We start from the raw sequence: 15,137 nt of genomic DNA on the forward strand, positions 1-15,137 counted from the left end.
GTCCATCGCCGGATCATTTTTCTTGATGTAACCGGTTACAGGAACCTACAAACGCATTCAACAGATTGTTGCGCAATGTCACGACGATCGCCGACTGGGAGAGATTCGATGGACGAACGGCGCATTTCAAGGCGCGCGATCCTGTTCGGGGCGGGAGCCGCGGCGGCCTGGGCGACATCGCCAGCGCGCGCGCTGCTCGCGTATATCGGCCCGGCCCCATTGCCACGAGCGGTCGAGTCGCTCGTCGCACTGTTGACGCTGGAAGAGAAGGCCGGACAGCTCACGCTTATGGCCGCCGCCTGGGCCGGCGGCGCAGCGACCACGCTCAATCCGGCTGCCGCGACCGCCAGTTTTGACGGACAGTTGGAGGAAGTGCGTCGCGGTCGGTTGACAGGCGTGTTCAACGGGAACGGCGTGGCGATGGCGAAGCGGATGCAAACCGTCGCGATGCGCGAAACACGACAGGCGATTCCGTTGCTGTTCGCCGCAGATATCATCCATGGCTTCCGCACCGTTTTCCCGATGCCGTTGGCCGAGGCGAGCAGTTTCGACCTCGACCTGGCTCGTCGCACTGCACGTGCGGCTGGTGCCGAGGCCGCTGCGTCGGGGATCGACTGGACCTTCGCGCCGGTGGTCGACATTGCGCGCGACCAGCGCTGGGGTCGCGGCATCGAAGGTGCGGGCGAGGATGTGTTGCTCGGCCGCCTTATGGCCGACGCGCGGGTCTGTGGCTTCCAGGGTGCGCGCGGGCTGGCCGCGCCTGATGCGGTGGCCGCCTGCGCCAAGCATTTCGCGGCTTATGGAGCGGGCGAAGCGGGGCTCGATTACAACAGCGTCGACATATCCGAACGCACGCTGCGCGAAATCTATTTCCCGCCATTCCAGGCTGCGCTGGCGGCGGGTGCGCCGACGGTGATGGCCTCGTTCAACGAGATTGCCGGCGTGCCCGCCACTGCCAATGATTGGTTGCTGACGCAAATACTGCACGATGAATGGAAATTCGGCGGGCTGGTCGTGTCTGATTATACCGGCGACGAGGAATTGATCGCGCACGGCTTCGCTGCCGATGCACGCGAAGCGACGCGGCTGGCCTTCCTCGCCGGCGTCGACATGAGCATGCAGTCGGGCTTCTATATCAAGCATCTGCCCGATCTGGTCGCGGCCGGCGAGGTGCCGATGGCGCGACTCGATCAGGCGGTGCGGCGTGTGCTCGCACTGAAGGTGGCGCTGGGCCTGTTTGACGATCCGTTCAGGCGCATCGATGCGCGGCGTGAAAAGACACAGGTGCGCACCAAGGTGACGTTGGCGCTGGCGCGTGAGGCCGGCGCCAGGTCGATCGTCATGCTCAAGAATGACGGCGATCTGCTACCACTACCTCGGTCCGGCAAGCGCATCGCGCTGATCGGTCCGTTCGCGCAAGGGAAGCACGATCTGATCGGCCCATGGAATGTCTATGGCACCGATGCCGAGGCGGTGGACCTGCTCACCGGCGTGCGCGAGGCGGTGAAGGACGCCGCGCTGATCACTTCGGTGGAGGGCTCGGGCATTGACGCGCCGTTGCCGGGCGGGATCGAGGCGGCCGTCGCGGCGGCGCGCGGGGCGGATGTCGTCGTGCTGGCGATCGGTGAGAGCCAGCGCATGTCAGGTGAAGCGCAAAGCCGGAGCAACATCGTCGTGCCGACGGCGCAGCAGGCACTGGTCGCGGCGGTCATCGCCACCGGCAGGCCGGTTGTGGTTTTACTGTCCACCGGACGTGGCCTCGCTTTGTCGGGAGCCGTGCTCGACGCACCGGCGATCCTGGTGACGTGGTTCCTGGGATCGGAAGCCGGCCGCGCGATCGCAGATGTGCTGTTCGGAATTGAGGCGCCCTCGGCGCGGCTGCCGGTCAGCTTCCCACACGCCACCGGGCAGCAGCCCTATCATTATGCGCACAAGAGCACCGGGCGACCCAACGGCCCGACGCCACTCGTCGAATATAAGACGCACTATCGCGAATTCGCCAACGATGCCTTGTTCCCTTTCGGGCATGGACTCACCTACGGCAAGATCGGCTATACGGCGCTCGATCTGGGCGACGGGAAGCTCGCCAAGGACGGCGCGCTGACCGTGTCCGCGACGGTGACCAATAGCGGCGACCATGCAGCGGAAGAAGTCGTGCAACTCTATGTGCAGGATGTGACCGCCAGCATTACCCGTCCGGTCCGCGAGCTGAAAGCTTTCCGCCGGGTGGCGCTCAAGCCCGGCGAGTTCAAGGTCGTGACGTTCATGTTGCGCCGCGCGGACCTGCTGTTCATCGGACGCGATCTGCAGCCGACGGTCGAACCGGGTCGCTTCCGTTTATGGATCGCTCCATCGGCGCAGGCCGAAGGGGTGGCGGGCGAGTTTACGTTAACCTGATATCGCGTAACGTATGACGACCCCGCGGGTGCGCCAGCATCGCCAGCATCGACACCATGATCAGCGCCGCCGGGCCGCCAAGCATCAGCCAGCGGATCGTGGTGGCGACGACCGGCACCTGCGCGGTGCCGGCAACAAATCCACTCGCGCCATATGCAGCGCCGATTGCCAGGCCGGTGAGCGCCAGCGCGATCTTCTGCACGAAGGCGAACGCGCCGAACGCCAATGCCTCGACGCGCACATCGCCCTGCGCTTCGCCCCAATCGACCGTGTCGGGCAACAACGCCCAGGCGGCAAGGTTGAACCCGGCAAAGGCGATGCTGATCGTCACCATCAATGCGAGTGCGACCATCGCGGTCTCTTTCGATTGCCCGGCGAGGGTGGCCAAGCCGATCAGCCCGAGCAACGCCGCTATGAGCCAGGTAATACGCGCGCCGGTTCGGGTGGCGAGCAGGGTCCAGAGCGGGAGGACGAGCGTACTTGCCACGCTCATCGCCGCCAGCACCTGCGGTCCGCCGGCGGGGTAGCTCATCACATATCGGAAATAATAGGGTACCGACTGGCCGAGCAGCGCCGCCGCCGCGCCGCCTGCCGCCGCGGCGATGTTGAGCGTGACGAAGGCACGATTGCGCAGCAATGCGGCGCCTTGTTGGCCGAGCGATGATGGAATGATGGGCGCGATGCGGCGATGCGGCTCCGGGACTTTCAGTGCGACGATCAGCATTAGTGGTATGGCGATCATGGCGACCACCATCGCCGCGGTGGGATAGCCATACGCCGCTGCCAAGGCCGGCATACCCAGCGCGATCAATGCTGCGGCCGCCGCGCCGAACATCATTCGCAGCCCTGCCAGTAATGTCCTCACCGCCGGTTCCGCGCTGAGCTGCGTGGTCCAGGCAGAATAGGGAATGTTGGTGAAGGCGTAGAATGTACGGAACAGCATCTGCGCGAGAAGCACCCAGATCGCGGCCTGGGTCGGCAGCGCGAACATCGCCATGAACGCAAGGCCCAGTGGCACCGAGCCCCAGGCGACGAGCCGTCGATACGACACGCGCGCGCGCTCCGCGACCGCGCCGGCGACGAGATCCGCTACGCCGTCCCACACTGTGCCAACCATGAACACCAGGCCGGCGGTGACCGGAGGCAGCGCGAGCACATCGATATAGAAGAACAGCAAATACAGACTGATGCTTTGCCAATAGAGATTGAACGCGAAGTCGCCCGAGGCGAACAAGACCAGCGATGCGTTCGCTTCTCCCCGCGGCAACACGGACCTCAACGACCCATTTCCTCGATCAGAACCACCATCGGTGTTGCGCCTTGTGGGGATGGCCCTGTGTTGGCAAGCGTTAGTTCGAGTGATTTGGGTGGTGCCCCGGAGAGAGTGAAACATCCGGCCTATGGCTTAGGAAACCGTCGGGCTGTCAGATTGTTGAAGTGGTTCCGCCCTGAAAGCCCAAAACAGCAGGTCTCGAGATTTTGGTTTGTTCGATTAGCCGGGTCTGGAGAACGTTGGTCGCAGATCGTTACACAATCTCCACTTGTCGGATAAAAGGACTGGCCGGTAGTTCGGGGGAGCCGTCACGCTCCCCCGTGCTTCGCTATCGCGTCGCGTATTTCTTCGCCCGCAGTCGTGCCTGGCCGGCTGCCGGCGGGACGATGCCGACGGCTTCGGGCGAGAAGCCGCCGCCGCCCGCGCCGAAGAACAGGAAACTGAAGTCGAACCCGTCCCGCGTTTGGGCGATACCGTGGCAGCCCTGGCACCCGCCCATCGAATTGAGCGATCCCCCATTGAAATGATAATCGATGACGTTGACCTGGTTGCGGACGTTGCCGAGCGTTGCGTTGGGCAAGCTGCCATTGATCGGCGGGAAGCCGCGGAACAGCTGGATGCCCGGCTGGCTGCTCTCGACGACGATGTTGGCGAGGTAGAAGTCCTTGGTCGTCTCATCGTTGGTCGGAATCGCCTGAACGCCGGCGAGCCGGTAATATTGCCAGACGAAGTTCCTGCCGAAGCCCGGAATGCCGCGCATCGCCGTCAGCGCCTGCTGATTGACCGTCGACACTTCGGGCACCGGCGGCACCGGCTGGGTGACGGGAATGGTGACGAGCCCGCCGACCACCTTGGCGCCAAGGAAGTTGGCGGCGGCGCCCAGCGGCAGTTTCACCGTGCCGCCGCCATAGGGCTTGGCGGTGGGCTGGCTGGTCGAGAAGCCGATATTCGGATTGTTCACCGTCCGCCCGCTCGGCGGAAAGGTGGTGGTGGGCGGCGTGGTGTAGGCGACCTTATTGTATGACGGCACATAATAAACGCCGGTTGGCTGGCCGGTCGCCTCATTATTGAGATCGTCGACCTGTTCGAACGTGGCGAAGATGAACGCCGGATAATTGGGTGTCTTGTGGATGAGATGGAGCGCGATCAGCGCATAGGTCTCGGTCGTTGGAACCAGTTTAGTGTCCGTGCCGCGATAGGTGAGCACCGTCGCGGTGTGATAGCGATACCACTGGCTCTGCGGGATCGACGAGAGCGGCCGCCATGCGGCCTTCACTTCGACCGTGCCGGTGGGAAGCGTGATTGCGGGTGTGAAATGGAATATCGGGAATTTAGGCATCAGCGACTTGTAATTGGCCGCAACCCAGTTGGATTCGATCTGATTGGCGCGTGCCTCGAACAATATCTGCGGGTCGGTGGCTGGGTTCCGAGCCGCTGGATTAGCTGGACTTGCCGGATAGAAAAGGCTGTTCTGGCCGATCTGGTTGGCCTCATCGAGATTATTGTAAGGCAGCGGGCGTCCACCGGGCAAGGTGATGGAGCTGCATATCTGAGGGTTCGATGATCCCTGCTTGGTGGTGACATAAGTGGGCGGTGCGCCCCAGGGCTGAGGCGGGGCGGGCACGGCATTGCCCTTGGAAACGGCACATGGCAGCAACTCGGTGCGGTGCTGATATGTTTCCCAGACCAGCGGGCCGGCGGTGCTCGTGCCCGAGCTCGCAAAGTTGCCGCCGGGAACGCCGCGGCTGCCGGACGCCGCGGGCGATACCGCCGAAATGAATGAAAGCCATGCGAAGGTGGCGAGATCCCCGTGACCCACTGTGTTGTTGGGGGTGCGGTAGATATCGGCCGGGATCAATGGCTGGGTGTTGAGCATGTCGGACGTGCTGAGCGTCCGGCCGGGCGTTATGGAGGGGCCGAAGGGCGGCGGGGATGGCGCCGTACTGCCTTGGCTGAATGTCGCGACTGCGGCGAACGCGGTGAGCGCGCTTCCGAGCAGTAGGAAAGACACGATCTTCATGGGCGGCCTCCTGTTATAAGATCTCGATAAATCTCTTTCCACGACTACGCATACTAAGGATTGCGTAAAGTAAATCTGCGCAGGGAATCGCAATATGGATTCCACGCTACTATAGAAAAACAGCGATCTAATTGTGAGTTATTTTAGCTTCATTTCGGTGGTATTCCGTCCACCGCTGCAATCCATCGTCCGTCAGGCAGGCACCAGGCGTCGATGTGATGCATTCCCTTGCCGTTCCAGCCCGACCCTGCTGGGCCGAGAACCGGGTTTTCGGAGCATTCGCGCTCGGCATAAGTGTCGCCCGTCAGCTCAGTGATCGCGAAGGCGCGCACACCGCTGCCGTAGCGCGGACCGCAATCCTGGGCGAAACGGATCGGCCGGCCGTCGGGCAGAACGACACGGCCACCGGGCCGTGCGCGGCTTTTGTCGTTGACGATTAGCGGACTGGCGGAATGCTCGGTCCATGGGCCGTGGAGCGCATCGGCCGAGAAGAGCGCGAGCGCATCATGGCTGGACGGCGTGGGGCAAGCGAACATCCACCACCGCTGCTCGAAACGGAACGGCGTGGGGTCGGCGAGCGCGCCCGTGACCAGATCGGCGACATGGATCCAGCGAGTGGGAAAAGGATCGGCGCGATAGAGGCGGACGGCGCCCGCGCCGAGCGTCTCGGGAGTCATGAAGACCACGCCTTCATGGATGAAGACATGCGGATAGGAGAGATGGAAGCGTTCGTGCAGCACGACGCCGCGATAGGTCCAGGCACGCGCGTCGGGGCTGCTCGCCCAACCGATCTCGCCGAGCCCATTTTCGCGATTGAGTATTTCGAAGAATAAATGCCATTCGCCGCCATGGGGCAGCAGGAACGGATCGGCGACGAACGCAGCGGGTACATCGGTGACCAGCTCACGCGTCATGATCGGACCGGCGAGGCCCGGGATCGGCGCGAGGTGGAGCGGATCGGGGCCGGCATAAAGGCCGATCGACCAGGGATCCGGAGGTAGCGGAATCATGCCAGCCGACCAATCTCGCGCAAGCCCGTGCACCAGCGCGTTTTATAGAGCTCTGCCCCACGCAGAAAGTCGAGCTCGGCGAGTCCGAGTGCGCAGGCTTCGCGCAAGGCTGCGTGGATCATCAGCGTTCCGGGGGAGAAAGGCGCGAAGGCGGACTCGAAGCCAGCATTCCAATAGCCCAGGCTGTCCGCGCCGCGCATACACAGGTTCAGGCCGACGATCCGATCCTTCACTCGGAGCGCGAAAATGAGCGCGCTGCCGTTATCGAGCAGGTCCGGGAGCACTTGCCGGACGAAGGCGGCCGCGGCGCCGTCCCGGGCGAACAGGCTGCGCTCGCCGAAACGGTCACGGTGGAAGCCAAGGAAAAGCGCAGCGACGTCGGGGGTGCCAGGGGCTAACCGGGCTACGGCGAGACCGCTGCGTGCTGCGCGGCGCTCGAATTGCGCAAGGTCGTGGCGAAAGCGGGGAGAGCGCGAGGCGAGCCATGCCTCGTATCCCGCCGATAGATCGGCGAAGGGGCAGGGGAACTTCTTCTCGACGAGCGCGGTCATGCGCTCCGCGCGGATGCAGTCGGCATCGGGGCGGACGCAGCCAAGCTCGATCGCCGGAAAGTGGCGGCGGGCGAACCGCATCAGCGCGCGCGCCGCCGCCAGGTCGCCCAAAGCGACGATCGCGTCATTATAGTCGCTGAGCAATGTGGTGAAGCACGCGGTCTTGCGTGCGGCGTCCCAGGCAAGCGGCAGCACGCCCACGAGCCGGCCGTCGCGCGAGGCGGTGACCAGCGCCGGGGAAAGATCGGAAGCTGTGTCGAGCGCCGCGCGATACCAGCAGGGTCCGCCAAAGGCGCGGTTGGCGCTTGAATGTTCGAGCAGCGCGCGCCACTCCGGTGCTATCGCTTCGATCGCCGCATGCTCGGTGACCAGTCCACAGGAGATTCCGCCGGTGACGATCTCAAGGTCCGCCGCGACCTCCATTGCGTCCGGGTGGATCAAGGTAGCAAGTCCCGCCACTGGCGGTTGCGGTGCGCCGACGGTAGCGTTCCAGACGACACGTTGTGCCGAGGGCAGCGTCTCGATCATGCCGCGTAGGTCATCGTCGCGCAGCAGCGCCATCGCCGCACCGCCATTCAGCGTGTAGCGGGTCGGGGCGGTCGCGCGGAAGGTCTCCGGGGCAACATATGATTGTATCAGCAGGTCGAGCTGGCTGGTGCCGGTCGCCGCGCGGCACATCAGATGCGCAGGCGGGCCACCATGGAGCCGCGCGCCAATCTCCACCAGCGCTGGCCCCTCGGCGTCGACGATCACTTCGCAATGGCCAGCGCCGTGTTGAATTCCGAGTGCCTCGAGCACATCCACGGCAAAGCCAAAGAGCGTTTCGGCAAGCGGGCCCTTGGCGGGCAGGAGTTGCTTGGTCGCAAGCAGTCCGACGCTCGCGAAGGCAGGCGGCGGCTTGCCATAGGCCCATAATGCCGCGAGCCGGTGGCGCCCGTCGAGGCTGACGGTGTCGATCACATACTCGCGCCCGATCAGGAATTGCTGGGCGAGTACGGTGGCGTTGGCCGAGCCGAGCCGGTCGATGACGCCGTGGATCGCAGCGAAAGCCTGCGCCGCCTCGTCGCGGGTCGTGCATAGCCGTACGCCTTCCGACCCCTTGGCGCGCCGTGGCTTGAGGATCGCCGGCCAGCCGCCGTCAGTGTCGATCCAGGCGAGGATCGCGTCGAGACTGTCCGCTGCGATCTGGCGCGGCGTGCGGATGCCGTACGCCGCAGCCGTCTCGATCATGTGCAGCTTGTCGCGCCGCGCCACGCTCAAGCCCGTGCCGTTGCCGGAGAGCCCGAGCGCCCCGGCGAGCCGATCCGCAAGCTCGACGCCGCGTTCCGAGCCCGCGATTACCTGGTCCACGCCGAGATCGCGCAGCATAGCGACGATGGTCTCCGGGTCCTCGGACCAGGGTAATAGCCGGGCAAAGCTCGCGGGATCGAACGACACCGCCTCGCTGTCCGGGATGTCGAGCGTGCTTCCCACCATCACCGCGGCGACGCCGTGCTCGGCGAACGCGGGTGCGAGCATCGTGCCGGCATCGTACGGATCGACAATCGCAACGGTGTGGACGGTCACGTGATTCAGTGCCGCTTGCCTACGGCGCAACGCCACACATGCTTGATTGGCCGGCCCTCGCCGTCGAGGCTGGTGGCGGGCTCAAGCAGGATCGGCTCCCATTCGGCGAGCAGCGTTTCGCAATTCTCGCGTGTCAGGAAATGCATCGTCTGCCCACCGGCAAGGACATAGGAACGCGGACCCAACTGGCGCTCGGGCGGCTGGAAGGCGACACGCAGGTCGCGATCCTCGGTCGAATTGGCGTGGAAGGCGAACAAGCCGCCGGGACGCAGGCAACGATCGACCTCGGCGATCACGCGGCGCAACTCAGCATCGGCGAAGCTGTGGAGCACGAGGTTGCTGATCACGGCGTCGAAGCTGTGATCGGCATAGGGCAAATGCGCGCCGATATCGCCCTGGCGGAAGCCGACCGCGAGCGCTGCTTCTGTCGCCATCCGCAGCGCCTCGTCTATCGCGACCTGAGAATAATCGATGCCCTCGACCGCGAACCCGCGCCGTGCCAGCGCAAGCGCGTCATAACCGGTGCCGCAGCCGAGATCGAGCACCTGATGACACCCGCGCTCGGCGAGCAGCGGCAGAAAAGGGTCGAGCCACTGGCGCGACTGGTCGGGCTCGCCGACGGCCAGGATCGCGCGGAATTTCGCATCCCACACGCTGGCGGGCGCATAATGCTCGTCTTGCATCATCTCGGAAGTACTTTCCTTTCAGCTGGACGAGGACAAGACTAGAATTGTCGCGCGAACCGGCTAGGCTTCGGCGACACTGGCATTCATGGAATGGATGATGACGGAACTCAAGGCCGCGGTTCGGTTCGTCATCCTGCATGCCACGCGAACAGGCAGCAATTACCTGTGCACCGTGCTTGATTCGCACCCCGACATTCTTTGCCATCATGAAATATTCAATCCGCACGTGGTCGGCGTGGCGCGGCATCTTCAGGAGAGCGATTTCCGGCTCGGCACGATTGAAGAGCGAGAGCGCGACCCGGACGCGTTCCTTGACCGCGTGTGGAGAACCGACCTCGGCCATGCCGCTGTGGGGTTCAAGCTGTGCCTGTGGCAGCATGAGGCCGCCTGGCGGGCGGTGCTCGCTGACGTGTCGGTACGCAAGATCCTGCTCAAGCGGCGAAATCGGGTGAAAGCATTCGTCTCGCTGCTGCTTGCGCGGCAGACCGGCGAATGGGTGGTGTATGATGATCGCGGCGCGCCGGCACCCCGCCCCAAAGTAGAGGTGGATCGCGACGAACTGTTCGAGAACATCGCGCTGCACACGCGCTTCTACCACGAAACCGAGCAGGCGCTTGCCGAGACCGGGCAGGGCCATATTCTGCTGCGGTATGAGGATCTGTTCACGCCGGGCGGCATTGATCCCGCGCTGGCGCTGCTGGGCGTCGAGGGTGCACCCGCGCTTCCGCAGGGGCGGACCTGGAAGCTGACGCCCGGTTCGCTGCGTGAGACGGTGGCGAATTTCGACGACCTCAGCCGGGCGCTGCAGGGTAGTGATCTGGAGGCTGAACTTCACGCGGCCGGCCGCTGAGTGAATCCAGGTGGCGGATGAAATGCCCCGCATCGGTCTCGGGAAGGAAGCGGTGTGCCGCGTCGCGCGACTGTTCCGACAAGCGACGATAGGCCCGCGCATCGGTCAGCAGCGTCTCCAGCGCCACGTGCCAGGCTTCGATCGGCTGGGGTTCGGAGCGATCGAGCGGCGTCACGGGCAGGACATGATCGACGCCGAGCTTGGCTTCCGGCTGACCACCGAGATTGCCGGCAAGGACGGGAATGCCGCGCAGCATCGCGTCGATCGCCACATAGCCCAAGGTCTCCGGCACAAGTGAGGGCGCCAGCAGCACGCGGACCCGGGTGAGCAGCGTGCCAATATCATCGACGGGGTCGAGCAGCATGACATTGGGCAACTGCGCCAGCGTGTCGAGCACGGCCGGGTCCCCGCCCCAGGTCGGCACTGCGGCGAAGGGAATATCGGGGAAGCGCTCGGCGAGCGCGAGGAAGATCGGCAGCCCCTTGGCGAGGCACGGATTGATCATCGCAACGAACCCGTCCCCGGGCGGTTCGATTGACGCGAGCGGGGCATGGCCGAACACCGGGAAGCGCAGCAGCGTGGAGTCGATTCCGCCATGGTCGCGCAAATAGGTGCGGCTGTATTCGCTGACCGCCACCACGCTGCGGACCTGACGCAGCCGTTCATGCTGTACCTGATCGAGCCGGTCGGCCTCGGGGCCGAACGGCAAGTGGAAGTGAGTATGGACCAGCGCGATCACTCGCTCGGACGCATGGCGCAGTGCGATGTCGAGAAACAGTGCCGGACGATCATCGGAGGCGAGGATCCAGTCGGGGTCGAAATCGCGGATCAGCGCTTCGATCCGCGCAGCGGCGGCGGGTGCCGCGAAGTCGAGCGGAAGGATGTGGATGCCCTGATGGTGATAGCTGCCATCATCCCCGATCGAGACGCCGCGCGCGGCGAGTCCCTGTGCGCCGAATTCATGCGCAAGCAGCCGGCGCTCGCCGGGGCTGCGCGACACCACGCGGCATTCGAATCCACGCCGGGCCAGTTCCGCGAGCAGAAGCCGGTTGGCCTTGTTGCCGCCGCCGAACGACGGCAGGTAGACTGCGTCCTGAAGCAGAAGAATGCGCGCGCTCATCGATTATATAGGCGCTGCGTCGCGATCCGCGGTCAAGACTTGTTTTGACTTTCCGTCCCGGGAGATGGACTGGTTATTCACGGTGGCTTATTACTTATCGACCAGCGGGGGGAAGTACGGGTGCTCGATATTATCTGCGGATTATTGGGGAATCGTGAAAAAGCGGATCCCGGGACGGCGATGGGGCGTGCGCGAGATCTTACGGTAGCCTGGTTGCGCTGGCATTATTTCGGCGAGATCGTGGAGGATATAGATCCCTCCCGCATTCTGGCACGTGCACGAGCGAACGGAAGTCGTTATTGTCTGGTTCAGGGCTATGGGCATATCGTCGCCGAGCATGCGGGCCCGGACGGTGGCAAGGCGCGGGGCTTTTTTGATGCGCTTGAGGCGTGGGTCGACGCCCATGACTTCGTCTTCGCGGGCATTCCCGGTCGTTGCCTGCTTGTCGATCTTGCCGCCTGGTCGCAAGCGGGTGAGCCGATGGTTTCGGCACCGGTGCCGTTCGGTCCCGCGCTTGAGGGGCATCTGATCGATCTGGGAAGCGATCTGGCCACCGTTGCGCCGTTCCAGGCGTTTCTCGACGAGATGTGCGACAAGGCGGCGCGCGGCGTCTTCGTGCTCAACTATGAATCCTATGACGATGTTGCCACGCCGCCGCCCGGGTTCGCGGCGCCCGTCTCGACGCTTTATTGTGTCGCCGCAGGATTGAAGCCCAACCGCATCCTCGAGACTCACGGGATCGGCGCGGACAGCCGGGTGGTGTTCTTCGATTACAGCGCCGACGCGCTGGACTTCCGGCGCCGGCTCGACGCCGAGTGGGACGGACATGACTATCCGCGTTACCTGCGCACGTTGTTCGAGCGGCGCGACCGCACGCATTATTATCTCTGGCCGGGCGCAACGCCCGACAACATGGATTGGGCCGAACTCGATCGCCTCTGGGCGGCAGAACTGGTGCGTTGGGGCGGAGCGGAAAAATTCGCGGCGCATTGGCGGCGCTTCCAGACGATCGAGCGCGACTATCTGGCGTGCAATATCCTTGAGCCTGATGTGCTGCTCGCACGCATCAAGGATGAGCCTGGTAGTGCGATCTGGTGGAGCAACGCCTTTTGCACCATCTATAGCGCGGCGCACCACAGCCTGGACGAGAAGCGGCGAATCTATGACGACTGGATCGCGCGGCTCGCCGACCGGGCGCCCGGGATCTTTCTCTACGGATCGGATCATAGCAACAGCAGCGTCAACGCGATCACCGCGGGTGATTATCGCGAGCGCTATTTCGCGCAGGGCGGCGACCCGCTGAACGCGCGTGCCTTTCACCGACAGGCGATCCGATTCTAGAGCGTTTTCGATCCGGGGCGATCGACAGACGCCATCGGCCTCTTGGCTCTGTTAACCCCTGTTATTCCCTGTTTTTAGCATTGTATTTTTCGTCCCTGTTATGTAGAAGCCGGAAGCCGGAAGCCGGAAGCCGGAAGCCGGAAGCCGGAAGCCGGAAGCCGGAAGCCGGAAGCCGGAAGCCGGAAGCCGGAAGCCGGAAGCCGGAAGCCGGAAGCCGGAAGCCGGAAGCCGGAAGCCGGAAGCCGGAAGCCGGAAGCCGGAAGCCGGAAGCCGGAAGCCGGAAGCCGGAAGCCGGAAGCCGGATTATGCGCCTGTTTTCAGCAAGATGGATGGATCCGCCCCTGTTATGAAAACAGGGCGGAACAGGGGCAATAACAGGGGCCGTTTCGATCGAAACAGGGGCGGTGCGCCCGACGCTTCGCGGCCATGTGAAAGAGCGGGATAGGAGCGCCTGGCTGGCGTCTCGTCCGACCGTCACGATGCGCCGCTGCGCGGTTCTATTGAATCGCCTTTGACTGGATCAGCCCAGCACGAAATGCTCTGGTAAAGCGTGAGTTGATATGGCTGTCGTCCCTTCCCGCCGGCAGGCGGAAAGGGACGCGATGGATCAGCTCATTTCGTCGCCGGGGTCGGCTTTGCCGCCGGCCGGTTCGCCGTCGACGTGGCGACGTTGGGGAACACATGGCTCACGCCGGTTCCCACATTGGCGAAGTTGCCATGGCAGCTGAAGCAGTTCGCCGCCGTCGCTTCCGGGTCGCTGTTCTGCGGCGACACCTGCTGGAACGTCTCCATCGTGGTGTTCGCCAGGTATAACGAGCCGAACTGCTTGCTCCCGCTCGCTGGAGGAATCACGCCATTGGTCCACAGGCTGCCGACCTGGAAATAATTGGCGTAGATCGCACTCTGTCCGCCCAGCGCCGTGAGCTGGCTGCTGAGCGTCTGCTTGAGCGACAACAGCATCGTGTTGTTGCGCACCACCGGATCGGTCAGCGACGGCGTTGCCGGTTGCTGGTTACCCCATGGATTGTAGCGCACCACATTGGTGGCGACGAGCGCGGGGCTGGTCGAATTGATCGCGGTATTGAAGTCGCTTGACGTTGCGGTCTCGGCGACCGTCGTTGGCGGTGCCGAAGCGCCGGACTGGCCGTTATAGAAGATGGACGGCGTGGAACTGCTGGTCGCAAAGGGAATGGTGTTGAGGCAGGTGCCGGTCTTGCACGTGTTGGTCTTCGGGTCGAAGCTCGCGTTGATGTAAGAATAGCTATTGTCGGGCGCGTTGAAATCCGTCTCGAAGGTCGCCCAGATCATTTCCGGATGGCCTGCGACGGTGCCGGTCACATGGATGCCGACCATCGCCAAAGTGCGGGTCGCCATCGTCTTGCCGTCCCAGATCAGCGCCAGATTGCCCTTCTTGTCCTTGATCTCCTTAAAGGCGGGAACCTGGCCCTGGATGGTGGTCAACCCAGCCGCCTGTTCCGTGGTCAGATAAGCCGTATCGACCCAGGAGCTCTTTACCTCAAGCGCGAGCTGGTTGACGTCCGGATAGGTGGTGCCGGCCGCGGTCTGGATCTGCTGGCCCTGGGGCAGCGTGGTCGGGAAGTCGCCCGCGCTGGCGCCGCTCTGATAATAGGAAACATTGGCCTGGTTGGCCTGCAGTCCGGCGAACACGTCGTTTACCTGGATCGCATAATAGGCGACCGGATAGGTTGCGAAACCCGCCTTGCCCGGGACCGGGACTGACTTGCCATCGAGCACGAGCACGCCGCCGCCGGCCTGGCCGGTCGAATCATTGCTCTTGTTGTTAGGGTTGCCGAGCGCGGCGGCGAGCTGCGCGGGCGTGTGCGTCCGCAGCACCACCGGCTTGTTGACGCGGGCCCGGAAGCTGATTGTCACTGGTTTCCCGGACTTGAGTGCGTTGACCGTGCCGCCGGGATTGCGGACGAGCGCAAACTTGCCCGTCTCGACGGATTCGACGGCCGTGTAAAATGTCGGCGAGAACATGTTCATGGTCCCGGTGGCATCCGGGCTGGTCAGCCACAGGAACATCTGCGACGACCATTTGTAGAAAGAACAGTCGTCGGTCGATTTGAAGATCGTGCTGTTCGGCGCGGCGAAGCCCGCCGCTCCGCCCGCAGCTTTCCAGCCATTGAATTCAGCCTGAGTCAGCGCGCACAGCGGGGCTGGGCCGTCCAGAACGGCAAGCTTTGGTTTTTCTGAACATCCCGCTCCGACGAGCGTCAGCGACGCTCCAAGGATGATTTTCCATGATCTGCTTATCATATATCGCTCCCCATAATAAAAATGCTGTCTCTTAGGGTAATCG

10 protein-coding genes are annotated in these 15,137 nt (G+C 63.9%); 3 read left to right on the forward strand and 7 right to left on the reverse strand.

The features are described from left to right. Window positions 1-108: 108 nt before the first annotated feature. Complete coding sequence (locus OO12_RS17215; RefSeq protein WP_034159962.1) at window positions 109-2,397, forward strand: glycoside hydrolase family 3 N-terminal domain-containing protein; 2,289 nt, start codon at window positions 109-111, stop codon at window positions 2,395-2,397. On the opposite strand, the gene OO12_RS17220 is transcribed toward OO12_RS17215, so the two are convergent. The 5 genes from OO12_RS17220 to OO12_RS27030 form a co-directional block, all read right to left on the reverse strand. After that, window positions 2,384-3,667: an MFS transporter gene (locus tag OO12_RS17220; protein WP_235364848.1), complete on the reverse strand. Its 1,284-nt coding sequence runs from the start codon at window positions 3,665-3,667 to the stop codon at window positions 2,384-2,386. The genes OO12_RS17215 and OO12_RS17220 overlap by 14 nt on opposite strands. Window positions 3,668-3,998: 331 nt before the next feature. Then, window positions 3,999-5,690 carry a hypothetical protein gene (locus tag OO12_RS17225; RefSeq protein WP_052215993.1) on the reverse strand — a complete coding sequence of 564 codons (1,692 nt, stop codon included), beginning with the start codon at window positions 5,688-5,690 and terminating at the stop codon, window positions 3,999-4,001. A 149-nt stretch (window positions 5,691-5,839) separates the two neighbouring features. Further along, window positions 5,840-6,700 (reverse strand): glucosamine inositolphosphorylceramide transferase family protein, encoded by an 861-nt coding sequence (locus OO12_RS17230; RefSeq protein WP_034159963.1) that lies wholly within the window; start codon window positions 6,698-6,700, stop codon window positions 5,840-5,842. Then, window positions 6,697-8,817: a GNAT family N-acetyltransferase gene (locus OO12_RS27025; protein ID WP_052215994.1), complete on the reverse strand. Its 2,121-nt coding sequence runs from the start codon at window positions 8,815-8,817 to the stop codon at window positions 6,697-6,699. Before OO12_RS27025 ends, OO12_RS17230 begins: the two co-directional genes overlap by 4 nt. Window positions 8,818-8,822: 5 nt before the next feature. Continuing rightward, window positions 8,823-9,503: a class I SAM-dependent methyltransferase gene (locus OO12_RS27030; protein ID WP_052215995.1), complete on the reverse strand. Its 681-nt coding sequence runs from the start codon at window positions 9,501-9,503 to the stop codon at window positions 8,823-8,825. A gap of 85 nt (window positions 9,504-9,588) precedes the next feature. On the opposite strand from OO12_RS27030, the gene OO12_RS17245 reads away from it, so the two are divergent. Next, entirely contained in the window at window positions 9,589-10,353 is a 765-nt protein-coding gene (locus tag OO12_RS17245) for a hypothetical protein (protein WP_034159964.1), read from the forward strand. Here OO12_RS17245 and OO12_RS17250 read toward each other — a convergent pair. Beyond that, entirely contained in the window at window positions 10,295-11,473 is a 1,179-nt protein-coding gene (locus OO12_RS17250; protein ID WP_034159965.1) for a glycosyltransferase family 4 protein, read from the reverse strand. The genes OO12_RS17245 and OO12_RS17250 overlap by 59 nt on opposite strands. Window positions 11,474-11,617: 144 nt before the next feature. Here OO12_RS17250 and OO12_RS17255 point away from each other — a divergent pair, with 144 nt between their 5' ends. Next, on the forward strand, window positions 11,618-12,814 hold the full coding sequence (locus tag OO12_RS17255) for a hypothetical protein (protein ID WP_235364847.1): 1,197 nt from the start codon (window positions 11,618-11,620) through the stop codon (window positions 12,812-12,814). 612 nt (window positions 12,815-13,426) lie between these two features. Here the strand turns inward: OO12_RS17255 and OO12_RS17260 are convergent. Further along, the gene (locus OO12_RS17260; protein WP_034159967.1) at window positions 13,427-15,094 is read right to left on the reverse strand and encodes a hypothetical protein; all 1,668 of its coding nucleotides are present in this window, start codon (window positions 15,092-15,094) and stop codon (window positions 13,427-13,429) included. Window positions 15,095-15,137 lie beyond the last annotated feature (43 nt).

The sequence above is a fragment of the Sphingomonas sp. ERG5 genome, assembly GCF_000803065.1.
Taxonomy (GTDB): Bacteria; Pseudomonadota; Alphaproteobacteria; order Sphingomonadales; family Sphingomonadaceae; genus Sphingomonas.